General features: G+C 74.0%; 5 protein-coding genes and 3 pseudogenes. All 8 read right to left on the bottom strand.

The window, feature by feature from the left end; translation table 11 throughout:
• Positions 1 to 62 precede the first annotated feature (62 nt).
• The gene (locus tag Phou_RS37540) at positions 63 to 479 is read right to left on the bottom strand and encodes a hypothetical protein (protein ID WP_173066348.1); all 417 of its coding nucleotides are present in this window, start codon (positions 477 to 479) and stop codon (positions 63 to 65) included.
• A 124-nt stretch (positions 480 to 603) separates the two neighbouring features.
• Complete coding sequence (locus Phou_RS37535; RefSeq protein ID WP_173066345.1) at positions 604 to 1,107, bottom strand: hypothetical protein; 504 nt, start codon at positions 1,105 to 1,107, stop codon at positions 604 to 606.
• A 428-nt stretch (positions 1,108 to 1,535) separates the two neighbouring features.
• Positions 1,536 to 3,268 (bottom strand): annotated as a pseudogene (locus Phou_RS37530) (cellulase family glycosylhydrolase).
• Between the two features lie 319 nt (positions 3,269 to 3,587).
• Positions 3,588 to 3,878 (bottom strand): hypothetical protein, encoded by a 291-nt coding sequence (locus Phou_RS37525; RefSeq protein WP_173066342.1) that lies wholly within the window; start codon positions 3,876 to 3,878, stop codon positions 3,588 to 3,590.
• Between the two features lie 224 nt (positions 3,879 to 4,102).
• Positions 4,103 to 4,522, bottom strand: a complete 420-nt coding sequence (locus tag Phou_RS37520; protein WP_173066339.1) for a hypothetical protein — start codon at positions 4,520 to 4,522, stop codon at positions 4,103 to 4,105.
• 269 nt (positions 4,523 to 4,791) lie between these two features.
• Positions 4,792 to 6,249: an MFS transporter gene (locus tag Phou_RS53635; RefSeq protein WP_173066336.1), complete on the bottom strand. Its 1,458-nt coding sequence runs from the start codon at positions 6,247 to 6,249 to the stop codon at positions 4,792 to 4,794.
• A 253-nt stretch (positions 6,250 to 6,502) separates the two neighbouring features.
• A pseudogene (locus tag Phou_RS51625) lies at positions 6,503 to 18,727 on the bottom strand (condensation domain-containing protein); the annotation flags it as partial.
• Positions 18,713 to 26,152: pseudogene (locus Phou_RS51615) on the bottom strand (amino acid adenylation domain-containing protein); the annotation flags it as partial. The pseudogenes Phou_RS51615 and Phou_RS51625, both read right to left, overlap by 15 nt.
• Positions 26,153 to 26,160: the final 8 nt, after the last annotated feature.

Below are 26,160 nucleotides of genomic sequence, written 5' to 3'. Positions count from 1 at the left end.
ACAGCGGCCGGCAGCCCGACGTCATCCTCGCCGCTGGACGTTCTCGACACCAGCGCGCCCGGTCACCGCGATCGCCAGTGGCGGCGCCGGTAAGCGCCGTAGATCACCACTCCGGCCGACAGCAGAAAGAGGACAGCACCGAAGATCCGCACCTGCAGAGGGCTGTCCGGCACGCGGTAGGTGTCCCCGTCCTCGTCGACGGGCTGACCGAAGATCAGCATGCCGAGACCCACCAGCCCGAAAAGCGACATCGAGAGGGAACTCAGGACGGCGTAGCCACCGCGCGCCCAGTTCGCCCGGTCGCCCGCGCGGGGATCGTTCCGGGCCTGACCCCAGATGACCGGCACCCCGATCAGCAGCGCCAGCCCGAACCCGATCAGCATCAGACCGAAGACGAGATCCGTGCCGGTGACCGCGACGAGCACCCCGCCGGCCAGGAAAACCAGACCACCGAGCAGCACGAGAAGCGCCTTCTTCACGCGCCCACGGTACCGACCGGTTCCGTCAATCTCTTTTCTCGATCGACGTCGACCCACGGACACGCGGCCGGTATCCCACATGATGTAGCCAGGTCAGGTAGATAGGCGCGTCGGCGCGGCGGGTTCAACCAGAGACGTAGCGGAAGGAGTCGCCTTCGCCTTTGACGCGACGGCCCAGCGCGCGGAGGGACTTTTCGTCGTCACGCCACTGTGCGAAGTCGCGGAACCGCGCGAGCGCACGCTCTGGCAGGTCAGCCTCGACGTCGTCGATCAGTTTGGTGAGCCCAAGGCCGACGGTGTCCGCACTGTGGTTGACCGCGGCGAGCACGATCAGGTTGTCCCGGTAGTCGTCGAGGACTCCCTCGGCGAGCCCCATCCCGACGAGTGCGCGTCGAAGCGGCTCCACCGACCTGGTGCGCACCGCCAGGACCGCCATGCGCTCGCCGTAGACGCTCAGGACCGCGGCCACATCCGCATTGAGGTCACGAGTCAGCTGACGCCGCGCGTCCTCGGATCCCGAGCGGTAGGCCGACACTGCCGCGTCCACGATGGAGTCAAGCTCGTGCGGGACGCGGTACGCGAGGTAACCATTGAACCGCTTGTCCCGCAGCCGAGCGAACGCATCCAACGGCCACCTCCCGTCCTATAGTCCGTGACGCCATGGTCACACAGGGGGCACGAGGTAATCACCCTGCCACCGGTAGCCGGCTTGGAGCAGCTGCTGTTTCTCCCGGGCGTATACGGTGGGCTCCGCACGCTTCCTGTTCCAGTAGTTGCCCCGGTAGGAGAGACGGTGCGGCGAGCTGTCCGACAGCGTGAGCATCGTCGTGACGCTGGATGACCGAAGCGTGGAGACCGCGCTCGAAGGCTGATCCTGCGTGAACCGATGCTAGGGATGCGAGGGGCGTAAGCATCGAGGAAGACTGAGGCCCCGTCATCGCGGACGGGGCCTCAGCCGTACGGCGGTGACCGAAACGGCCGCCCGGCGGACTGGTCAGCTGGTCAGGAGGGCGAACCGAGTACGGGTTCGTTTGCGGATGACGTAGCCCGGCGTGCTCAACGCGCCGTGCAGGCGCTGATGATTACTGGGCCGGTGCCACCTTCGGCGACGAAGCCGTAGGTCGTGCTGCCGCTCGGTGCGAGTGTGCCGTTGTATGGGGCGTTCGAAACGGTGTTCTCGCTGCGGACGCCGTTCCACACGTTGTTGACCACTACCCCTTGCGGCAGCGTCATGCTCACCGACCAGCCACGGATGGCGCTCGTGCCGGGGTTGGTGACGGTCACTTCGCCCTGGAACCCTGTCGGCCACGTGCTTGTGGCCCGGAAGGTCGCGGCACAGGTGCCAGCCGGCTGGCTTGGCGTGGGGCTGGCCGTCGTCGGGGTCGCGGTGGGCAGGGTTGGCGTCGGGCTGGTCGGCGTCGGGTCTGAGCCGCCGTACCGGCTGCCGAGGCTGATACCCGTCGTGCTGCCGACGCCGCCGAGCGGCACCTGGTGGTCGAGGCTGACGAACTTGCCATTGTGCTGCCACAGCGCCGGCTTCAGCAGCGCGTACTTCTGCTCGTCCCAGGTCTTCCAGTCGTCACGCAGCAAGCCGCCCGTGTCACCGGAGTTGGGGTTGAGCACCCAGAAGGTCTGGTGCAGCTTGTGCTCCGCGATCAGGTCGCGCAGCGCGGTCATCCACCTGTCCTGCCGCTCGTCCTGCCCGAGCCGGCCACCCCACTCGCCGATCAGCAGCGGCGCGATTCCTTGCTCGTGGATGAAGAACCAGTTGGGGCGCCACACGTCGGCGGTGAGGCTTGCCTTGTCGAACGGCTTCTGGAACCACGGCTGGTCGAACACCAACGGTCCGTAGTCATGCGGCGAGTAGACCAGCTGGTCCTGGTTGGCACCAAGGTTGATCGGGTGGTCACGTACGCCGCGCAGGTTGCCGCCCCACCAGTTGTAGTAGTAGTTGGGGCTCAGGTCCGGGTCGGTGTTGGGCGAGTTCCAGGTCTCCCCTCGCGTGGGTACACCTCGATGCCCTCGCAGAGCACCAGCACGTTGGGGTTGATGGCGAGGATGCGCTTGCTCGCCGTCTCGCAGGCGTGCTTCCAGTTGTCCTGGTCGGTGGTGTTGTCCCACTTGGCCCGGGGCGGCTGGTTGGGCGTACCGTGCGGCTCGTTCTTGATGTCCATCGCGATGATGGTGTCGTTGTTCTTGTAACGTTCGGTCACCCATTCCCAGCCGACGTAGAACTGCTCTGGGGTGACCGTGCCCTTGTACCACACCGGATGGATATGGCCGGAGTTGTCAGCCTCGGCGCTGTGCAGGTCGAGCATGACCTTGATGCCGTACTGCTCACTGAGCTGCAGGAAGTAGTCGAAGATCTGAAGGTTGTTCTTGCCGGCCAGCTCCGGGTTGGCGAACGTGTTCACGTTCGGCGCGGCGACTGTCTGGCCCGCGCGCCACTCCAGCAGCAACTGCGTGGAGATCGGTATCCGGACGAGGTTGATACCCCGGTCTGCCATCGATTTGGTGACCTCGGTGATGTTGGCCGACCAAAGACCATGGAAGACCCGCTCGGACGCGTTGAAACCGAACCAGTTGGCGCCGGTCAGCCACACCGGGTTGCCGTCCTCGTCGACGATCTGGTTGCCCTGGACGTGCAACCAGTCCTTGGCAGGGGCAGCGGAGACCGGTGTGGAAGTGACGGTGCTGACGGTCGCGGTGGCCAATGCCGCCGCCGCGGCGGCCAGTGCCACCGGTAACCGCCAGCGGCGACGACCGCTGGACGCTCTGCTCCAGGTCATGGTGGGGAACCCTTCGGGGTGAGTGACGTGCCCAGGATCGCCACCGCGGTGCCGCGGCCCGGTCTGAGCGGTCTGTGCCGGCCGGCGAAAAGCCACCGCCCGAGGCAGCACGACAGAACGGGAGCGCTCCCAGGGAGCGCGGGAGCGCTCCCACGCCGCAGCCTAGGGCCGACTTCCCGCTCCGGCAATACGTAGACGCCCTTGAATCCGCCCGCGCCCCGCCCACCCCGACTCAACCCCGAACGTGTTTGGTAGCGAGGACCTGCTTCTACGGTGCCGCCCCGAAGTGAGCGCGAAGTACTCGATGAACCGGTCGGAATCACCTCGCACCAGGACCGGCTTGGTTTCCGCCCTTCCTCGCCACGGCCGCCAACGCCTGCCGAGCCTCGGGCAGATCACCCAGCAGCGCGTGAGCGATGGCGAGGTACGTGTCGCCGAGCTGGGTCGTCCCGGCGGCGGACATCGCGGCGATGATGTCCGGCAAAGTCGATCGCGCGGCCAGGTACGGCGTGCCGTACTGATGTAGATCGGCGACCACCCGGTCCGCGACGTCTGCCTCTCCCGCCGGCCCACCCCGCAGGAGCGAGCCGCCGGCCGATTTCGTCGACAACCGTCACGCTGCGGATCCGCAGATCGGACACGTCCAAAGGTCGATCCGAAGGCCCATGGTCACCCTGCTGCCCTTCCTGAAGCGCGGGATAGCCCTGCGCCGGCCGAGAACGCGACTTCGGTCAGAACGAGCCGTCGGCACCGCAGTCGAAGGGCATAGCGAGGCGCGAAGCAATTGACGTGATGTCGGGCTGGCCGCCAGCGGGCGTGTCGGCCATCTGTTGGTCAACCCTGATCGTCTCTTGCCGTGGTCGTCGGTACACCGACCTCCGCCAGCCGGAGTGCCAGCAGTTCCAGTTCCGCCTCGGTGCCGGTCTGTCCCTGGGTCATCAGCGCCTCGACGCGAGCCGAGACGCTGGCCAGCGGTTCGCCGGTCGCTCGCAGGACCCGCATCACAGGCATGCGGGCGACCTGCTGCGGCGCCTGTACTCGCAGCCGGAAGGTGCCGCAGGTATCGAGCAGGGCCTGTCGCACCTGCGCCGGAGTCTCGTCCCAGCCGAACTCCTCCGTCTCACCGCCGCCGCAGGTGCCGCAGCCGCACAGCACGACCCACTGCAGCCGCCCGCCGATGACGTGCTCCCACGTGCGGCACTGGACGACAGAGCCGCACGTCTGGCACCGCTGCTCGATGAACGCTTCACACACCCCGCTGCAGCCAACCTCTCGTCACAGGGCAGACCAGCCTCTCATGGCCGACGAAGGGGCTGTAGACCGGCGGGTGGGAAATCCGGAGGTGCGGGAGGTCCTTCTGGAGGATTGGCCCGCGCCTCACAGCGCCAGCGGCGTTGCAGCGGCGCCTCGTCGCCGGGCGGCGAGGCACGCCGAAAGGGCCGCACCGTTGTGGACCGGACGTGCCGTGCAGGGCAACCATTGCCCATGCACGGCGCGTCGCCGTTCCCGGCCGGTGGTGTCGGTCAGGGCTGGGTGTCGGCCCCCATGCGCTCGCGCAGGCTGCGCGGCCGCATGTCGGTCCACACCTCGTCCACGTACGCGCTGCACTCGTCGCGGGTGCCCTCCTTGCCGACGCGGCTCCAGCCGGCCGGTACCTCGTGGCCCAGCGGCCACAGCGAGTACTGGTCCTCGTCGTTGCGGAGTACCTCGTAGGTCGCGTCGTCATCCATGTCTGGCTTCCCTTCGGTTGGGTTGTGATCGACAACGGGGGTGGAGATCGTTCGGAGCGCGCGGTTGACGGTGACCGCCACAGTGGCGACCGCCATGCCGGCCGCGCAGACCAGCACGGCCCCGGCGCCGGGCAGCGCCTGGGCGAGCAGGCCACCCATGGCCGGCCCGGCCGCGGCGGAGGCACCCATGGCCAGCCCGAGCACGGACGTGAGCCGGCCACGCAGGCGGTCCGGGGTGAGCAGGAGCTGGCGCGTCATCACCGCCGCGTTGGCGGTGGGCGGCAGCAGCGCCATGGCGAAGAACAGCGCACCGAGCATCGGCCCGCCGTGCAGCACGGCGGCCAGCGGGGTGAGGGCGGTGAGCACCCAGAACACCGCGATCACGGAGACGTGCGGGCGCAGAACCCGGTTCAGGTACGGCGCCGCGAGCGCGCCGACCACGCCGCCGACGCCGAGCATCGCGGCCATCACGCCGATGCCGCCGGCGGAAACGCCTCCGTCGCGGGCGAGCACGAGCACGACGACGTAGAACGCGCTGAAGAAGAGGTTGAGCACCAGCGCGCACAGGGCGGTGACCCGGATCGCCGGTTGCCGCCACACCCAGGCGACGCCTTCGGCGATTTCCCGGCCGAGGTGGCGGCGCTCACGCGGTACCGGCGCGGGGCGGGGCAGCCGGACGAAGGAGAGCGCCACGAACGCGACCGCGTGGGTGAGCGCGTCCACCACGAATGGCAGGACCCGGCCGACCGCGAACAGCGCGCCGCCGACCGCGGTGCCGGCGACGTGGCCGAGCAGCCCCCGCACGGCATTCATCGACACGGCCGCCGGCAGTTGCTCCTCGGTAACGACGGTGGGCAGCGAGGCGTCCTCGGCGGGGTCGAACAGCGCCGCGCAGGCCCCGATGACGACCGCGACGGCCAGCAGGTGACCGATGTGGATCGCGTCGAACCAGACCGCCGCCACCACACTGGCCGCCGCGAGCGCCTGCGCGGCCTCGCAGCTCAGCATGATCGCCTTGCGGTGCCAGCGGTCGGCCAGCGCGCCGGCGGGCAACCCGGCGACCATCTGGGCGGCGGCGATGGTGCCGAGCACGAGGCCGGACGCGGCCGCCGAGCCGGTGGCCGCGAGCACGAGCAGCGGAACCGCTATCGCGTACCCGTGGAATCCGAACAGCGACAGCGCCTGCCCCACCCACAGCAACTGGTAGTCGCGGTTGCGGGACAGCGGCGGCGCGGGACGGGCGGCGGTCATCCCGCACCCCGCACGTCCGCGGCGATGCCGCGCAGCGCGTCGGCGAAGTCGGCCGCCACGGCCGCCACCGCCGCGTGGGACGCGAGATCCGGGCGGTACGACCACGAGAACCGCATCCGGCCCTCGTCGATGCCGCCGACCACTTCGACCGGGTGTGGGCGCTTGTTGCCGGGATCGTGGTCGCGGCCAGCCGACCCGTGTACCGCCCGGAAGAGCCCGTCCTCGGGGCGGGGGTCGCGCTGTCCCACTGGCCGAGGTAGTTGAAGACCACGGGCGCCGCGGCTGTGCCCGCCGCGGTGAGCCGCTGCCGGGCCGCGGGCGGGCCGAGGTGGCGCAGCGCGGCGTATCCGAACCCGTTGGCTGGCACCGCCCGCAGCTGGCGCCGTACCGACTTCACCAGCGCCCGCCAGTCCGGCCCGTCGCCCGGCGCCACCGTGAGCCGCACCGGGTACATCGTGGTGAACCAGCCGACGGTACGGCTGAGGTCCACGCCGTCGAAGACGTCCTCGCGGCCGTGCCCCTCCAGCTCGATGCGCACGTCGTCGCGTCCGCCGTGCCGGGCCAGCGCCCACGCGGCGGCGGCCAGCACCACGTCGCCGGTGCCGACCCGGTACGCGCCCGGCGCCAGCCGGGACAGCGCCTCGGTGTCACCGGCGTCCAGTTCCACGAGCACCGGCTCGCCCTCCGGCGCCGCCGGGTCGCCCTCGAACCCCGCCGCGTCCCCTTCTGTCGCCGCGGCCCAGTGGTCCAGTTCGCCGTCGAAGCCGCCGGCCGCCGCGTGGTCGCGCAGCCGCACCGCCCAGTCGCGGAACGACGTGCTGCGCGGCCCGAGGTCGACCGGCTCGCCGGCGGCCGCCTGGCGGTACGCCCGGTCGAGGTCGTCGACCAGTATCCGCCAGGAGACCGCGTCCACCACGAGGTGGTGGGCGACGAGCAGCAGGTACGGCCGGTGGCTTCCGCTGCGCGGCACCAGGGTCGCGGTGAACACGGGACCTTCGGACAGGTCCAGCGCGGCGTGCGCCGCGTCGGCGATCTCCTCCAGCTCGCCGGCGTCTGCGATGGACGGTGCCCGGCGCAGTGGGGACGGCGCCGGCCCGTCGGGCACGTACTGCCGCCAGCCGTCGCCGTCCTGCGCGAACCGCGTCCGCAGCGCGTCGTGATGGGCCACGAGCGCGTCCAGCGCCGCCTCCAGCGAGGACTCGTCCACGTCCTCCGCCAGCTCCGCGACCATCGACTGGTTGAAGTGGTGGGGATTGGCCGGACCGGTGGCGAAGAACCATTGCTGGATCGGGGTGAGCGGCACCTCGCCGACGACCGGGCCGGCGTCGACCTCGGCCCGGTCGTCGACGAGCGCGACGACCGGTGCGAGCTCGGCGACCGTCTGGTGGCGGAACAGGTCCCGTGTGGACAGTGCCAGGCCGGCCTGCTTGGCCCGGGCCACCGTCTGCAGGCTCAGGATGGAGTCGCCACCCAGGACGAAGAAGTTGTCGTGCACGCCGACCTCGGCCACGCCGAGCACCTCGGCCCACACCCGGGCCAGCACCCGTTCGGTGTCCGTGCGCGGGGCGACGAAGCCCGCGCCGGCCGGGGTGGCGTCGGTGTCGGGCGCGGGCAGGGCGCGCCGGTCCACCTTGCCGCTGGCGTTGAGCGGCAGCCGGTCCAGCAGCACGAACGCGGCCGGCAGCATGTGGTCGGGCAGCGTGTGAGCCAGCCCGTCGCGCAGCCGTGCCGGCGTCAGCGCGTGCGCCTGCGGTGGTTGGGCGTCCGCCGCCGGCACGACGTAGGCGACCAGGCGTGGCCGCTCCCCCGGTGCGTCGCGCAGGACGACGGTCGCGTCGGCCACCCCCGGCTGCGTGCGCAGCGCGGCGGTGACCTCGCCCAGCTCGACCCGGAAGCCCCGCACCTGCACCTGGTCGTCGGCGCGGCCGCAGAAGTCGAGCTGCCCATCGGCCCGCCAGCGCACCACGTCGCCGGTGCGGTACATCCGCTCCCCCGGCCCGCCGAACGGGTCGGCCACGAACCGCTGGGCGGTCAGCCCGGGTCGGGTGAGGTAGCCGCGGGCCAGCCCGGTGCCGGCGACGTACAGCTCGCCGGGCACCCCGACGGGGACCGGTCGCAACGCGGCGTCCAGCACGTACGTCCTGGTGTTCCAGATCGGGCGGCCGATGGGCGGCGCCGTGGGAGCGGGCGGCAGCGGGTCCGTCCACGTCGACACGACGGTGCACTCGGTCGGGCCGTACATGTTGACGAGGTCGCGGCCCGGCGCCCACCGGCGGACCAGCTCCGCCCCGGACGCCTCGCCGCCGACGATGAGCGTGCGCAGGTCGGGCAGGCCGGCCTCGGCGCCGGCCGGCAGGGTGGACAGGGCGGCCGGTGGGATCAGCGCGTGTGTGATCCGCTGCTCGGCGAGGAAGGCGGCCAGCTGCTCGCCCAGCAGCGGCCCGGGCGTCGGCACGACGAGGGCCGCCCCGACCGGCAGCGCCAGGCACAGCTCCAGCACCGACGCGTCGAAGCCGGGCGAGGAGAACTGCAGCACCCGGTCGCCGGCGCGCACACCGCAGCGCTCGATCTCGGCCGCCGAGAAGCTGGGCAGGCCGCGATGCGGTACGACGACGCCCTTGGGCCGCCCGGTCGACCCGGAGGTGTAGATGACGTACGCCGGCTGCTCGGCCGTCACGTCCGGCAGCCCTTCCAGATCCGAGGAGGCCGCGGCGAGCTGCGCCGCGAAATCCGGGTCGTCCAGTCGCAGCACCGGCACGTCGCCGGCCGGCGGCTCCACTGTGGTCTGTGTCAGCATCAGTACGGGCCGGGCGTCGCGCAGCGTGAAGGCGATCCGTTCGGCGGGGTACGCCGGGTCGATCGGCAGGAACGCGCCGCCCGCCCGCAGCACCGCCAGCCGGGCGATGATGCCGTCGACGGATCGCGGCAGCAGCAGCGCCACCAACCTTTCCGGCCCGACGCCGCGCGCGGCGAGCAGGTGCGCGAGCCGGGTCGCGCCCTCGTCGAGCTCGCGGAAGCTCAGCGGGCCGCGTGGACCCTGGACGGCCAGCGCGTCGGGCGTCCGGCGGGCCTGCGCGGCGACGAGGTCGGTCAGCGTGGTGAACGGCACCTGTCGGGCTGTGTCGTTCCACTCCTCGACGACCCGGCGACGCTCGGCGTCGTCGAGCAGCGACAGCTCGCCGAGCCGGCGGTCGGGGTGGTGCGCGATGCCGGCGAGGGCGCGGGCGAGCTGGTCGGCCAGCCGCGCCACGGTGGACTGGTCGAACAGGTCCGTGCGGTACGTGAGCGCCATCCGCAGCTCTTCGTCCACTTCCTGGAACTCCACGGTGACGTCGAAGCCGGCGGTGACCGTGGCCGGCTCCACCTCGGCCACGTCGAGGCCGGGCAGTGACAGCGGAGCGCCCGGCGTGTTCTGCAGCACGACCATGGTCTGGAACAGCGGGGTACGCCCCGCGTCGCGCTCGGGCTGCAGCGCGTCCACGACCCGCTCGAACGGCACGTCCTGGTGGTCGAAGGCGTCCAGTGCGGTGGCCTGGACTCGGCGCAGGAACTGCTCGACCGTGTCCGTGTCGCGCACCGCCGTACGCAACACCACCGTGTTGACGAAGAACCCGACGATGCGGTCCAGCCCGGGGCGGTCGCGACCGGTCGTGACCGTGCCGACGGCCACGTCGTCCTGCCCGGACCAGCGGGCGAACAGCAGTTGGCTGCCGGCGACGAGGGTGGTGAACAGGGTGCCGCCGAGCCGGCGGCCGAGGCCGCGCAGGGCCTGCGTGTCAGCCGCGGACAGCGTCCGTTCCACGGTCGCGCCGGTGAGGCCGCGGACCGGCGGGCGGGGCCGGTCGGTGGGCAGCTCCAGCGTCGGTACGCCGTCGAGCTGCCGGCGCCAGAACTCCAGCTGCTCGTGCGGCTCCGCGGCCGCGTACCGGGCGCGCTGCCAGCGGGCCACGTCGGCGTACCGGGGCGGCGGCTCGGGCAGGTCCAGCGGCGTGCCGGCGGTCACCGCGGCGTACCGGTCGGCCAGCTCACCCAACAGCAGGCCGGTGGACCAGCCGTCGGTGACGATGTGGTGCAGGGTCAGCGACAGGATGTGCTCGTCGGCGGCCACCCGCAGCAGCCGCGCCCGCAGCGGCAGCTCGGTCAGCAGGTCGAACGGGCGTTGCGCGTCCTCGCACAGCAGGTGCGCAACCGCGTCGGGTGCCGCGTCGACGACTGCCAGGTCGACCGGCGCGGGCGGTTGGATGATCTGTACGCCGGATCCGTCGCCGTCGGCGAACGTGGTGCGCAGCGACTCGTGCCGCTCGGCCAGGCCGGTCAGGGCGGTGCGCAAAGCGTCGACGTCGAGCTTGCCGCGCAGGCGCAGGGCGAGCGGGATGACGTACTCCACGCTCTCCGGCTCGTGCTGGTGCAGGAACCACAGCCGCTGCTGGGCGAAGGAGAGCGGTGCCTGCGGCTCGTCCGAGCGTGCGGGGCCGTCGGCGGTCGGTGCCATGGTGGCCACGAGCGGGGCCAGCTCGGCGATCGTCGGCGCGGCGAACAGCGCGCGTGGCGACAGCTCGGCGCCGAGCGCGGCGTGTACCCGGGAGACGACCTGGATGCTGCTGATCGAGTCACCGCCCGCGGCGAAGAAGTTGTCGTGCACGCCGACGCGGGAAAGGCCGAGCGTGTCGGCCCAGATTCCGGCGAGGGTCCGCTCGACGGCGTCGCGGGGTGGTACGTGGCTCGGGCCCGTCCCGGCGCCGCTGTCGTCGGGTGGCGCAGGCAGCGCGCGGCGGTCGAGCTTGCCGTTGCGGCTCAGCGGCAGCGCGTCGAGCACCACGAAGGCGGACGGCACCATGTAGTCGGGCAGCGCGGCCGCGGCGTGCGCGCGCAGCTGCCCGACCTCGGACCGGCTGGTGGGCACGACGTAGGCGACCAGGCGCTTGGCGCCAGCGTCGGCCCGGGCAAGCACCGCCACATCCGCCACCGCCGGATGCCCCGCCAGCACCGACTCGATCTCACCCAGCTCCACCCGGAACCCGCGGATCTTCACCTGCTCATCGGCCCGACCGACGAACTCGACCACACCGTCGCTCCGCCACCGCACCACATCACCCGTGCGGTACATCCGCTCCCCCGGCCCGCCGAACGGATCCGCTACGAACCGGGCCGCGGTCAGCCCTGGACGGCCGAGGTAGCCGCGGGCGACGCCGGCGCCGGCCAGGTACAGCTCTCCGGGAGCGCCGGGCGGCACCGGCCGCAACCAGCCGTCCAGCACGTACGCCCGCATGTTGTCCAACGGCGCACCGATCGGCACCGCATCCGGCACCCCACCGGCCGCGGACATCGCAAAACTCGTCGCGAACGTCGTCGTCTCCGTCGGCCCGTACCCGTCCACCACCGTGATCCCGGGACACGCCTCCAACACCCGACGCACCGCCGCGGCCGGCACCACATCACCACCGGTCCACACCTCACCCACGCCGGCAAGGCAGTCCGGGGCCTCCTGCGCCACCACCCGGAACACACCGGCCGTCAGCCACAGCGACGTGACGCCGTGCGCGGGCAGTACCCGCCGAAGCATGGCCACGTCCAGGTCGCCGGGCGGCGCCACGACGGCGGCACCGCCGTTCAGCAGCGGCACCCACAGCTCGTAGGTGGAGGCGTCGAACGCCAGCGGCGAGTGCACCAGGACCCGCCGGTGCTGTGGCCCGGCGAAGCGGATGTCGTCGGCGAGGGCCACCACGTCGCGGTGGCGCACCGCCACACCCTTCGGCGTGCCGGTGGAGCCGGACGTGTACTCGACGTAGACAAGGCCATCGGGATCCGGCCGCGCGGGCCGCGCCTGAGCGGCACCCACGTCCCGCACGTGCAGGACCACTCCATCGTGGACGGACGTGGCCGTCTCGTGCCAGGCGTCGTCGGTGAGCACCACGCGGGCACCGGCCGCGTCGATGACGGCCCGCAACCGCTCGGCGGGCGAGCGCAGGTCCAGCGGCAGGTACGCCGCGCCGGCCAGCACCACGCCGACGACCGCCACGACCTGCTCGACCGAGCGCTCCATGAGCACGGCCACGCGGTCCTCAGCGCCGACCCCGGCGGCGGCGAGCCGGCCCGCGACGGCGGTGGCCCGCTCCGCCAGCTCGGCGTAGCCGAGCGTCGTCGCGCCAGCGACCACGGCGGGTGCGCCGGGGGTGGCCCGCACCTGGTCGGCGAACCGGTCGGCGACCGTGCCGGCCGATGCGGAGCCGGTGGCCGGCGGATTCCACGTGACGAGCACCTGCTCGCGTTCGGCCGCCGAGGTGACAGCCAGATCGGCCAGCCGGCGCTCGGTGTGCGCGGCGAGCTCGTTCAGCAGCAGGGCCAGTTGGTCCACCAGCCGCCGCGCGGTGGCGGCGTCGAACAGCCGCGGGTCGTACAGCAGGTTGAGCCGCAGGCGGCCGGCAAGGTCGGCGACCAGCGTCAGCGGGAAGCTGGTGCGGTCCTCGGCCCGCACCTCGCGCACGACGGGGCCGCCGTCGTCCTCGCCGCCGGCGTACGGGTAGTTCTCGAACACCACGGCGCTGTCGAACAGGGCCGAGCCGGGCGGCACGTCCGAGTGCGACGCGAGTTGGGCCAGCGAGACGAAGTCGAAACGGCGGGCCTCGGCCTGCGCGTCCTGCAGCCGTCGCAGCCAGTCGGCGGCGGTGGCGCGGCCGTCGGTGTCCACCCGCGTCGGCACGGTGTTGATGAACATGCCGATCATGTCGGCGGCGCCGGGCAGCTCGGCCGGGCGGCCCGACACCGTGGTGCCGAACACCACGTCCCGCTCGCCGCTGAACATCGACAGCAGCAGCGCCCAGGCGCCTTGTACGAACGTGTTCACGGTGAGCCCGTGGCGGCCGGCGGCCTCGCGCAGCCGCGCCGATCCGACGGCCGGCAGCTCCAGCCGGACCGAGCCGGCCGAGTCGGTGTCATGCGCGGAGCCGGGCGGCCGGTCGTACGGCAGCGGGGTGGGCGCGGCGAACCCGGCCAGCACATCGCGCCAGTACCCCGCGGCGGCCGCGGTGTCCTGGCCGGCGAGCCAGCGCAGGTACTCGCGGAAGGGCGGGCGGGTCGAGGCGGTGGCCGCCCCGGCGTACTCCGCGCACACCTCGGCGAACACCTGCGCGGCGCTCCAGCCGTCCAGCGCCACGTGGTGGGAGGTCCACACGACGACGGTCTCACCGCCGGGGATCGCGGCGATGGCCAGCCGCATGAGCGGCGCGACGGTGAGGTCCATGCCGGCGGCCCGGTCGGCGGCCAGCAGCTCGGCCAGGCGCGACTCCCAGTCGGCGCCCCACGCGTGCCGGGTCACCGGCACGGTGGCCCGGGCGTGCACCACCTGGACGGGTCGCGGCAGGCCGCGCCAGGCCAGGGCGGTGCGCAGTGCCGGGGTACGGTCGGCGACCCGCTGCCACGCGGCGGCCAGCCGGTCCGGGTCCTGCACGCCGGCCAGCCGGAGCGTGATCTGGTCCAGGTACGCGCCGGTCGGGTCGACCAGGCCGTGGAAGAGCATGCCGGCCTGCAGCGGGGTGAGCGGGAAGATGTCCTCGACGCCGCGCCCGTCGCCGGCGAGGCGGTCGACGGCCGCCTGGTCGAGCCCGGCGAGCGGGAAGTCGCTGGGCGTGCGGCCACCCGCGTCCGGCTGTACACAGTGGTCGATGATCTCTCGCAGGGCGGCGAGGTAGTCGTCGGCCAGCCGCCGCACGGTGGCCTCGTCGTGCAGCCGGTGCGAGTACGTGAAGCCCAGCTCCAGCGTGCCGCCGGCGACGATGCCGGTGACGTCCAGCAGGTACTGGCGGGGCGCGTCCGGGTCGGCGACCTGGCCGACGCCTTCGTGCCAGGCCCGGTAGAGCCCGTCCGCGACGCCGCCGGGTGCCCACTGGCCGAGGTAGTTCAGGCTGATGCCCGGCCGGGTGCCGCGGTCCAGCCCTGCCGCGCCGGCCAGGTGCCGCAGCGCGCCGTAGCTCACGCCGTGGTGCGGCACCGCCCGCAACTGCTCCTTGACGGCCTTGACCAGCGCGCCGACACCGCCCTGCGCGGGCAGCCGCAGCGCCACGGGAAACTCCGCGGTGAACCAGCCGACGGTACGGGCGACATCGACGCCGTCGAGCAGGTCGTCGCGACCGTGCCCCTCAAGGCCGACCAGCACCCGGTCGTGGCCGGTCCACCGGGCGACCGCGCGGCCCAGCGCCGCCAGCAGCACGTCGTTGACCTGTGTCCGGTACGCGCCGGGCACGTCGCGCAGCAGCGCGGTGGTGGCGTCGCGGTCCAGCCGCACGGTCAGGGTGGTGGCATCACCGGCCACGTTCGGACCGTCGTGGTCGAGCGGCAGCGCGGCGGCCGGCCCCTCGGCGAGCGCCGTCCAGTACGGCAGGGCGTCGTCGAAGCCGCCGGTGCGGGTGTGCTCGTCGAGGCGCCACGCCCAGTCGGCGTAATCGTCGGTGCGCGGCCCGAGGTCAACGGGGGCGCCGGCACGGATCTGGTCGTACGCCGTCTGCAGGTCGTCCAGCAGCACCCGCCACGACACGCCGTCGATCACGAGGTGGTGTACGACGATCAGGAGCTGGGGCGGCCGGCCGGTGCCCCGGTCCAGCAAGAGCGCGCCCAGCAGGGGGCCCGCCTCGATGTCCAGGCCGCTCTGCAACCACTCCGCGGCGTCCTCGATTGCCGGCCGCAGGTCCGCCTCTTCCACAGTGGACAGATCGCGTCGGGTCAGCAGCTCGGCGGTGTGCGCCCGCGTTTCCCGCTGCCACCACCGGCCGTCGCCGTCGCGGGTGAAGCGCAGGCGCAACGCACCGTGCTGGGCCACCACGGCCGCCAGTGCGGCGCGCAGCGCGGCCTCGTCGGCGTCGGGGGCGAGCTCGACGAGCGTGCTCATGGTGAACCGCGCGGCCGGGCCGGACGTGTCGAGGAACCACTGCTGGATCGGCGCGAGCGGCGCGGGACCGGTGTGCTTCGCCCGCTGGTCGGTACCGGCCGGGTCGGTGGCCGCCGCGACGGCGGCCAGCTCCGCGACGGTCTGGTGGCGGAACACGTCCTTGGCGGTGACCCGCAAACCGGCCCGCCGCGCCCGGGTGACCACCTCGATGCTGAGGATCGAGTCGCCGCCCAGGCCGAAGAAGTTGTCGGTGGCACCCACCCTGGGCAGGCCCAGCACCTCGGCCCATACGCGGGCCAGCTCGCGTTCGGCGTCCGTGCGCGGCGGGACGAACGACGCGTCCGCCGTGGCGGCGACGTCGGGCGCGGGCAGGGCACGCCGGTCCACCTTGCCGCTGGTGGTGTGCGGCAGCGCGGGCAGCGTCACGAACGCGGCCGGCACCAGGTACTCCGGCAGCCGCTCGCGCAGCCAGCCGCGCAGGTCCGCGCCGGCATCCCCGACCACGTAGGCGACCAGGCGGCGGTGGCCGGCGTCCTCGCGGGCCACGACGGCCGCGTCGCTCACGCCCGGGTGCCGGCGCAGCGCCGCCTCCACCTCGCCGGGCTCGATCCGGAAGCCGCGGATCTTCACCTGGTCGTCGACGCGGCCGAGGAACTCCAGCACCCCGCCGGCGGTCCACCGGGCCCGGTCGCCGGTGCGGTACATCCGGGTGCCCGGCGCGCCGTACAGGTCGGCGACGAAGCGGCCGGCGGTCAGCCCGGGCCGGTTCAGGTAACCGCGGGCCACCTGGGCGCCGGCCAGGTACAGCTCACCGGGCACGCCGACCGGGACCGGCTGCAGCCGGGCGTCCAGCACGTACGCCCGGACGTTGGGCAGCGGCCGGCCGACGACCGGACGGTCGTGGTCGCGTACCCGCGCCGCCAGCGCGTCGACAGTGCATTCGGTCGGGCCGTAGTAGTTGTACGCCGTGGTGTCCGCCGCGGCCGCCAGCTCCCGCCACATCGCCTCGCCGACCGCCTCCCCGCCGAGCATGAGCAGCCGGGGCCGGTGCGCGTCGGCGGTGAGCAGGCCGGCGGCGAGCAGCTGGCGGGCGTACGCCGGGGTGAGGTCCAGGAAGTCGATCCGCTCGGCGACGACGTAGTCGACGAGCGCGGCCGGGTCCATCCGGGTGGTTTCGTCGACGACGTGCAGCTCGTGCCCGGCCACCAGCAGCAGCGGGCCTTCCCACGAGGTGTCGAACGAGAACGCGGCGGTCAGCGCGGCGCGCAGCCGGGCACCGGCCGGTACAAGCCGTGCGAGGTGGCCGGCGTACAGGGTGACCAGTTGGCGGTGCTCCACCGCGACGCCCTTCGGCGTACCCGTCGAGCCGGAGGTGAAGATGAGGTAGGCCGTATTGGCGGTCCTCAGTGGACGGAAACGGTCGGCGTCGGTCGGGTCGTCGACCCGCTGATCGGCGAGCGCCGCGACGGTCCCAGGCGCGTCCAGCGCGACGACGGCCGCCTCGCCGGCGGCCGCGTGCACGGCGGCGGCGTCCCGCGTGGTGACGACAACGGCCGGTGCGGCGTCGCGCAGCAGCGCCTCGACCCGGGCCGGCGGCAGCGCGCGGTCGACCGGCAGGTACACCGCCGGCCTTGGTCACGGCGAGGATCGCGACGACCGCGTCGAGCGTGCGGGGCAGGGCGACGGCCACCACGTCCTCGGCGCCGACGCCGGCGCTGATGAGGTGGTGGGCGAGCCGGTTGGCGCGCTCGTTCAGCTGGGCGAAGGTCAGCCGCTCGCCCGCGCAGACGGCCGCGGTGGCGCCGGGTGTGCGGTGGGCGGCGGCCTCGAAGAGAGCCGGGAACGTCGCGTCCGGTACCGGCAGGCCGGTGTCGTTCCAGTCGCCGAGCATCCGGGCACGCTCCACGGCGTCGAGCAGCGGCAGGTCGCCAACCGGGCGGTCGGGAGCCGCGGCGGCGCCGCGCAGCACGGCGAGCAGGAGCCCGACCAGGCGCTGGGCCGTGCCCGCGTGGAACAGGTCCGTGTTGTACTCCAGCGACCCGACCAGGGAGTCGCCGTCGCTGTAGAAGTCGACGCTTACGTCCACGCTGGCCGTCGTGGCCGGCGTGGTCAGCTCCGCCACGCTCAGCCCGTCCAGTGCCGGCAGCCGGTTGCCGAGGTTCTGCAGCACCACCATCGCCTGGTAGAGCGGGGTGACGCTGGTGTCGCGCTCGGGCGCGACCGCGTCGACCACCCGCTCGAACGGCACGTCCTGGTTGGCCAGCGCGTCGCGCACCGTGTCGCGCACCTCGTCGAGCAGCTCGGTGAACGGCCGGTCACCGGGCACCCGGGCGCGCAGCACCAGTGTGTTGACGAACGCGCCGACCAGCCCTTCCAGCTCGGGCCGCTCGCGCCCGGACACCACGGTGCCGACCGCCACGTCGTCCCGCCCGCACCAGCGGGCGAGCAGCACCTGGACGGCGGCGACCAGGGCGGTGAACAGCGTGCCGCCGTGCGCGCGGCCGAGCGCGGCCAGCCGTGCGGTCACCTCGGCGGGTACGGCGAACGGCACCGCCGCGCCGTTGTGGGTCTGCACGGCTGGGCGGGGACGGTCGGTCGGCGGCTCCAGCGGCTCCAGCCCGGCCAGCCGCTCGCGCCAGTACCCCAGCTGCTCCTCCAGGTCCGGCTCGCGCGAGCGCTGCCAGGCGGCCACGTCGGCGTACTGGACGGGCAGCTCGGGCAGGCGCGGCGCGCTGCCGGCCCGGGCGGCCCGGTACAGCTCGGCGAGGTCGCCGGCGAGCACGCCCATGGACCAGCCGTCGGTGACGATGTGGTGCAGGGCGAGTGTGAACACGTGCTCGTCGGCGGCCAGGCGCAGCAGGCGGGCCCGCAGCAACGGCCCGCGGCGCAGGTCGAAACCGGTGCCCGCCTCCTCGGCCAGTACCCGCTCCACTTCGGACTGACGGGCCGCCGCGGAAAGCGCGCGGAGGTCGGTCACCGGCAGCGGCAGAGTGGCGTGCGGATGGATGATCTGCACCGGCCGGCCGCCGTCGGTGTCGAACGTGGTGCGCAGCGCCTCGTGCCGGGCCACCAGCCCGTCCAGCGCGGCACCGAGCGCCGCCGCGTCCAGCTCGCCGCGCAGCCGCAGCGGCATGAACGTCACGTACTCCGCCGAGCCCGGCTCGAACTCGGCGAGGAACCACAGCCGCTGCTGGGCGTACGACACCGGCAGCGCGCCGTCGCGGGCGGCCGGCTTGATCGCGTCCGGGTCGCCCGCGGCGTCCTCGGCGGCGCGGGCCAGCGCGGCCACCGTCGGGTGATCGAACACCGCGCGCGGCGGCAGGTCCACGCCCAGCGCGGTGCGCAGCCGCGACGCCATGCGGATCGCGACGATCGAGTCGCCGCCCAGGTCGAAGAAGTTGTCCTGCGCGCCGACTCCCCCGACGCCGAGCAGGTCGGCCCAGACCCCGGCGACGGCCGCCTCGGCCGCGGTGGCCGGTGCCACGTGTGCGGCGCGCGCGGCGGCGGCCGGCTCGGGGCGGGCAGCGCCCGCCGGTCCAGCTTGCCGTTGGCGTTGAGCGGCAGCGCGTCCAGCGTCACGAAGGCGGCCGGCACCATGTAGTCGGGCAGCACGGCGGCCAGACCGGCCCGCAGCGTCGCCGGGTCAACCGGCGCCGGGCCGGCCGGCACGACGTACGCGACGAGCCGCTTGCGGTCCGGCTCGTCCTCGCGGGCCAGCACCGCGGCGTCGGTGATCTCGGGCCGGGCCACCAGCGCGGCCTCGATCTCGCCCAGCTCGATCCGGAAGCCGCGGATCTTCACCTGGTGGTCGGCACGGCCGAGGTACTCCAGCCGGCCGTCGAACGTCCAGCGCGCCAGGTCGCCGGTGCGGTACATGCGCGCGCCCGGGCTGGTTGCGAACGGGTCGGCCACGAACCGGTCGGCGGTCAGGCCGGGCCGGTTGAGGTAGCCGCGGGCCAGACCGGCTCCGGCGACGTACAGCTCGCCCGCCACGCCGGGCGGCACCGGCTCGCGGTCGGCGTCCAGGACGTACAGGCGCAGGTCGGGAATGGCCGCGCCGATGACGCTGCCGGTGGCCGCCGCGGCCGCCGCCCGATCCAGCGGCGCGTACGTGACGTGCACCGTCGTCTCGGTGATGCCGTACATGTTGACCAGGACGGGAGCGCGGTCGTCGTGGCGGGCGTACCAGTCGGCCAGCCGCGACAGGTCCAGCGCCTCGCCGCCGAAGATGACGTACCGCAGGGCGAGCGGCGAATCGTCGTCCCGGTCGGCCGCGATGAGCTGGTAGAAGGCCGACGGGGTCTGGTTGAGCACGGTCACCCGCTCCTGGGCGAGCAGGCGCCGCACGTCGCGCGGCGACCGGGACACCGCGTGCGGCACGACGACGAGCCGGCCACCGTGCAGCAGCGCGCCCCACAACTCCCACACCGAGAAGTCGAAGGCGTAGGAGTGGAACAGGGTCCACACGTCGTCCTCGCCGAACCCGAACCACGGCCGGGTGGCCTCAAACAGGCGTACGGCGTTACGGTGCGTCACCACCACGCCCTTCGGCTGCCCCGTCGAGCCGGAGGTGTAGATGAGGTAGGCCGGCGTGTCCGGGTCCGGCGCCACAAGTTCCGCGTCCACAAGGGACTCGTCCGTGACCGGCAGCCGCGGCACGGAAAGCTCGGGCAGGTCGAGCGAGTCGTCGGCGACAACGGCGACCGGGGCGGCGTCGCGCAGCATCCGCGCCATCCGGTCCGCCGGCTGCGCCGGGTCCACCGGCAGGTACGCCGCGCCGGACTTCAGCACACCCAGCACCGCCACGACCTGCGAGACCGACCGGGGCAGCACGAGCGCCACGTACCGCTCGGGCCCCGCCCCGGCGACCACCAGCCGCCGGGCCAGCCGGTCGGCCCGGGCGTCCAGCTCCGCGTACGTGAGCTCGCCGTCCTCCCCGGTCACCGCGACCCGGTCGGGCGTGCGGGCCGCCTGCGCCGCGAACAGCTCCACCAGTGTCGCCGGGCGGTGGACGATCCCGTCGACGCGCGCGCAGCTCCAGTCCTCGAGGATCTGCCGCCGCTGCGCAGCCGGCATCCACGGCACCGCCCGCACCGGCCGGTACGGATCGGACGCCAGGCCGGCAAGCAGGGTCAGCAGCCGGTCGCCGAGCGCCTCGGCGGTGGCCGCGTCGAACAGCCGGGGGTCGTACGCGAGGTCGAAGCCGAGACGGTCCGTCACGTACGCCCGCAGGCTCAGCGGGAACGTCGTGGAGTCGCGCGGCACCACGTCGACGATCCGCGGCCCCGCCCCGGACGACTCGTCGTACGGGTAGTTCTCGAACGCCACGATGCTGTCGAACAGCTCGGTGCCGACCGGCACCCCGGCCCACGCGCGCAGCTGGGTGAGCGCGACGAAGTCGTACTCGCGGGTCCGGTTCTGCTCGTCCTGCAGCCGCCGCAGCCACGCGGCGGCCTCGTCGCCGCCCGGCACCCGCACCCGCGCGGGCACCGTGTTGACGAACATGCCGACCATCGACTCCACGCCGGGCAGGTCGGCCGGGCGTCCGGAGACGGTCGCGCCGAACACCACGTCGTCCCGCCCGGTCCAGCGGGCCAGCAGCAGCGCCCAGGCGCCCTGCACCACGGTGTTCACCGTCAGTCCGGCGCCGGCGGCCATCCGGCGCAGCCGCTGCGACTCCGCCGCGTCCAGGCGCAGGCGCAACATCCGCGAGGACTCGGCCTGGTGCGCCCGGGCCGGCGGCCGGTCGTACGGCAGCGGCGTGGGCTCCATGCCGGCCAGCGCGGCGGTCCAGTGCTCCCCCGCCCGGTCGATGTCCCGCCCGGCGAGCCAGGCCAGATAGTCGCGGAAGGCCGGGCGCGGCGAAGAAGTCGCGGGCCGGCCGGTCAGCAGCGCCGTGTACCGCTCGCACACGTCGGTGAGCACCTGGGCCAGGCTCCAACCGTCCAGTCCGATGTGGTGGGACGTGAGCACGAGCACGACCCGCTCGGCGCCGACGGTGGCAACGGCGAGGCGCAGCAGCGGCGCGGCGGCCAGGTCGACGCCCGAGCGCCACTCGGCCTCGGCGATGCGGGAAAGCTCCGCCTCCCGCGCGGCGTCGTCGAGGCCGCGCAGGTCGTGGTACGCCACCGGCACGGTGGCCCGCGCGTGCACCACCTGCAGCGGCTCGTCCACGTCGCGCCACACCACCCTGGTACGCAGTGCGGGCGTCCGGTCGACGACGTCCTGCCAGGCCGCGCCGAGGGTGGCGGGGTCGCCGACGCCGTCCATCAGCAGCCGCGCCTGGTCCAGGTAGACGCCGGTGCCGTCGAGGGCGTGGAAGAGCATGCCGGCCTGCAGCGGGGTGAGCGGCAGCAGGTCGGTCACGTCGCGGCCGTCGCCCACCAGCCGGTCCACGCCCGCCTGGTCCAGCCGCACCAGCGGGAAGTCGCTGGGGCTGCGCCCGCCCGCGCCCGGTGCCGCGCAATGCGCGACGATCTCACGCAGCGCGCGCACCATCCGGTCGGCCAGCCGGCGCACGGTCGACTCGTCGAGGGCGTCGGCGGGGTACAGCCAGGTCAGCACCAGCTCGCCACCGGTGACCGCTCCGGTGACATCCAGCAGGTACGACAGGTCGGCCGTCGGGTCGGTGTCCGGCCCGGCGCCGGCGTCCTCACTCCAGCCGCGCACCAGCCCGTCCGCGCCCGTGCCGGCGTCGAACCTGCCGTGGTAGTTGAAGCAGATCCTCGGCTGCGGGGCGCCGGCCAGGGTGTCCGCCCCGCGCACGTAGCGCAGCGCCTCGTAGCTCAGGCCCCGGCGCGGTACGGCCCGCAGCTGCTCCTTGACCGCCGGCAGGACGGTCCGCCAGTCCGCTGTGGACGGTACGGTCAGCAGCACCGGGAACTGGGTGGTGAACCACCCCACGGTGCGGGACAGGTCGACGCCGTCGAGCAGGTCCTCGCGGCCGTGGCCCTCCAGCGCCACCAGCAGCCGCTCGCGGCCGGTCCACTCGGCCAGCGTGCGGCCGAGCGCCGCCAGCAGCACGTCGTTGACCTGGGTGCGGTACACGTCGGGCACCTGGCGCAGCAGCGCATCGGTGGCCGCCGGGTCCAGCCGGACCGTCACCTGCCGCGCCGGGCCGGCCGTACCCGCGCCCTCGCGGTCCACCGGCAGCCGCGCCGCCTCGGGGTCGGACGTGGCTTCCCAGTACGCCAGGTCCGCGTCGAGCGCACCGGATTCGACGTGCTGGGTCAGCTCGTGCGCCCAGCGGGTGAACGCGGTCGGCACCTCCGGCAGCGCCACCGGCCGGCCGGCGCACCGGTCGGCGTACGCGGACTCCACGTCCTCCAGCAGCACGCGCAGCGAGACGCCGTCCATGACGAGGTGGTGGGCGGTGAGGAAGAGCAGCGGCGGCCGGTCGTGGCCGCGCGGAAAGAGCCGTGCCGCGACGAGCGGGCCGTCGGCGAGGTCCAGGCCGGCACGCGCGGCGCCGGCCTGGCGCTCCACGGCGGCGGCCTGCTCGCCCGGGTCGAGGTCGGACAGGTCGCAGCGGCGCAGCACCTGCGTGGGCGCGGCGGGCGCGAGCTCCTGGCGCCACCCGGTGGCCGTGCGACGGAATCGCAGGCGCAGCGCGTCGTGGTGGGCCACCACCGCGTCGACGGCCTGGGCGAGCGCCGCCTGGTCCACATCGGAAGCCAGCTCGACGAGCACGGACATCGTGAAGTGGCGCAGCGCGCCGTGAGTGTGGAAGAACCAGTGCTGGATCGGCACGAGCGGGGCCGGGCCGTCGACCGGGCCGCGGGCCGGCGCGGCGTCCGCGTCGCCGGTGGAGGCGGCCGCCGCCAGCTCGGCCACCGTCTGGTGGACGAACACGTCCCGGGCGGCCAGCCGCAGCCCGGCCTGCCGGGCCCGCGAGACGACCTGAATCGCCAGGATCGAGTCGCCGCCCCGGGCGAAGAAGTTGTCCGTCGCGCCGATCCGCTCGGTGCCCAGCACGCCGGCCCAGATGTCGGCCAGCACGCGTTCGTTCGGCGTGCTCGGCGCCACGTGGTCCTCGGCGCCGGCCACGGCGTCGTCGGGGTCGGGCAGCGCGCGCCGGTCGAGCTTGGCGCTGACCGTGCGGGGCAGCTGCGCCAGGGGCACGAACGCCGACGGCACCATGTACTCCGGCAGCCGCCGCTTGAGCCCGGCCCGCAGCCCGGCCAGGTCGGCGTCGCCCACCACGTACGCCACGAGCCGCCGGTGGCCGTCGGCACCGGCGCGGGCCACCACGGCGGCCTCGGCCACGCCCGGCTCGTCCAGCAGAGCCGCCTCCACCTCGCCCGGCTCGATCCGGAAGCCGCGCACCTTCACCTGCTCGTCCGCACGGCCGAGGTACTCCACCACCCCGTCGCCGGTCCACCGGGCCAGGTCGCCGGTGCGGTACATGCGCGTGCCAGGACCACCGAACGGGTCGGCCACGAACCGTTGTGCGGTCAGCCCGGGCCGGTTGAGGTAGCCGCGGGCGAGCTGGTCGCCGGCCAGGTACAGCTCGCCGACGACGCCGACGGGCACCGGCCGCAGCCGGGCGTCGAGGACGTACGCGCGCACGTTGCGCAGCGGCCGCCCGATGACCGGCCGGCCGTCACCCTCGATCGGGCAGGACAGCGCGTCGACGGTGCACTCGGTCGGGCCGTAGAAGTTGTACGACGCCGTGTCCGGCGCCGCGGCCAGCTCGCGCCACAGCGCCGGGTCGACCGCCTCGCCGCCGAGCATCAGGATCGCCGGCCGGTGGCGGGGGTCGGTGAGCAGCCCGGCCGGCAGCAGCTGGCGCAGGTACGACGGGGTGAGGTCGAGGAAGTCGATGCGGTTGGCGGCCACGTAGTCGACGAGGCCGGCCGGGTCGAGCCGGACCGCGGCGTCGATCAGGTGCAGCTCGTGCCCGTCCGCCAGCAGGGCGGGGCCCTCCAGTGACGTGTCGAACGAGAACGCGGCGGTGAGCGCGACCCGCAGCCGCCGCCCGCCGGCGCGGGCGACGAAGTCGGCCCGGTGGTTGGCGACGAGGTTTGCCAGCGCCCGGTGGTCCACCACGACGCCCTTGGGCATGCCGGTGGAGCCGGAGGTGTAGATGACATAGGCGGCGTTGTCGGGCCTGGGCCCGTCGCGCCGGTCGCCGCCGACCAGGTCGTCGCCGGACAGCGCGCGCAGCTGCGCCACGGTCGCCGGGTCGTCCAGCGCCAGTACGGCGACGCCGCCGGCCGGGCTGCCGGACGCCGCGACGAGCAGTGCCGGGTCGGCGTCGCGGCACAGCAGCGCAAGCCGCTCCGCGGGCACGTCGGGGTCCACCGGCAGGTAGACCGCACCGGCCTTCCACACCGCGAGCATCGCCACGATCGCGTCCGCGGAGCGGGGCAGGGCCAGCACGACCGGGCGCTCCGGGCCGGCGCCACGGGCCGCGAGCAGCCGCGCCAGCCGGTTGGCCCGCGCGTTCAGCTCGCCGAACGTGAGCCGCTCAGGCCCGCAGACCAGCGCGGTACGCCCGGCGTCGCGCCGCACCTGCGCCTCGAACAGCTCCGGCAGCGTCGTGTCCGGTACCGGCAGGGCGGTGTCCGTCCCCGCCGCCAGCAGGTGGCGCAGCTCGTCGCCGGAGGTCAGCGGTACGTCGGCGAGCGCCCGGTCCGGGTCGGCGGCCACGCCGGACAGCAGCGCCACCAGGTGCCCCGCCAGCCGCCGCGCCGACGCCGGCTCGAACAGGTCGGTGCGGTACTCCAGGGACGCGGCCAGCTCCCCGCCGCGCGGCTGAAACTCCACGGTCAGGTCGAAGTTCGACGCCCGCCGGTTGAGCGGGGCCGGTGTGGCCACGGCGCCGTCGAGGTCGCTCGGCCCGCCGCCGGCCGCGTGCAGCAGCACCATGGTGTCGAACAGCGGGTTGCGGCTGGGGTCGCGGTCGGGCTCGACGGCCTCGACGACCCGCTCGAACGGCGCCTCGTCGTGGGAGAACGCGTCGAGCACCGTGTCGTGCACGGCGGCCAGCAGCTCCCGGAACGACCGGTCCCCATCCACTGTGGAGCGGAGCACGACGGTGTTGACGAAGAAGCCGACCAGCCGCTCCAGCTCCGGCCGGTTGCGCCCGGCCACGGCGGTGCCGACGGCCACGTCCTGCTGCCCGGCGTACCGGGCGAACAGCGCCTGGCAGGCGGCCACCAGCACGGCGAACAGGGTGGTGCCGCCCTCGCGGGCCAGCGTGCCGAGCCGCTGGGCCACGTCGGCCGGGACGGTGAACTCGTGTACGGCGCCGCCGGTCGTGGCCACCGCGGGGCGGGGCCGGTCGGTGGGCAGCTGCAGCGGCTCGACGCCGGCCAGCCGCTCGCGCCAGTAGTCGAGGTGCCCGGCGAGGGCGTCGCCGGACAGGCGCTCGCGCTGCCACGCCGCGTAGTCCGCGTACTGCAGCGGCAGCGGCGCCAGCTCCGCCGGCTCGCCGGCCCGCCGGGCGCGGTACAGCGCCGCCAGCTCCGTGCCGATGATGCCCATCGACCAGCCGTCGACCACGATGTGATGCGCGGTGAGCAGCAGCACGTGCTCGGCCGGGCCCAGGCGGACCAGCAGCGCGCGCAGCGGCGGCCCGACGCGCAGGTCGAACGGGCGCTCGTACTCCGTGGTGAGCACCGCCTCCAGCCGCTGCGGCGAAGCGGACAGGTCGACCACCGGCAGGTCCACATCGGACTCGGCGTGGACGGCCTGTACGGCTACCCCGTCACGGTCGGGGAACGTGGTGCGCAGGATCTCGTGGCGGGCCACCAGCTGGCCGAGCGCGGCGGCCAGGGCGGGCACGTCCAGCTCGCCGTTGAGCCGCAACGGCAGCGCGCTGTGGTACTCAGCGGTGCCCGGCCGCAGCTGCTCGGCGAACCACAGCCGCTGCTGGGCGAAGGAGAGCGGAAGCGGCCCGCTCCGGTCGGCCAGCGGGATCTCGGCGGCGGCGCCGCTGCCCCCGGCGAGCCGGCGGCGCAGCTGCTCGCGCAGCTCGGCGGGGAGAGCGGCGACCCGGCGCTCGTAGGTGGACGTCATCGGTGCTC

Source organism: Phytohabitans houttuyneae, from assembly GCF_011764425.1.
Lineage (GTDB): Bacteria > Actinomycetota > Actinomycetes > Mycobacteriales > Micromonosporaceae > Phytohabitans > Phytohabitans houttuyneae.
This window is presented reverse-complemented; position numbering and strand designations above follow the sequence as displayed.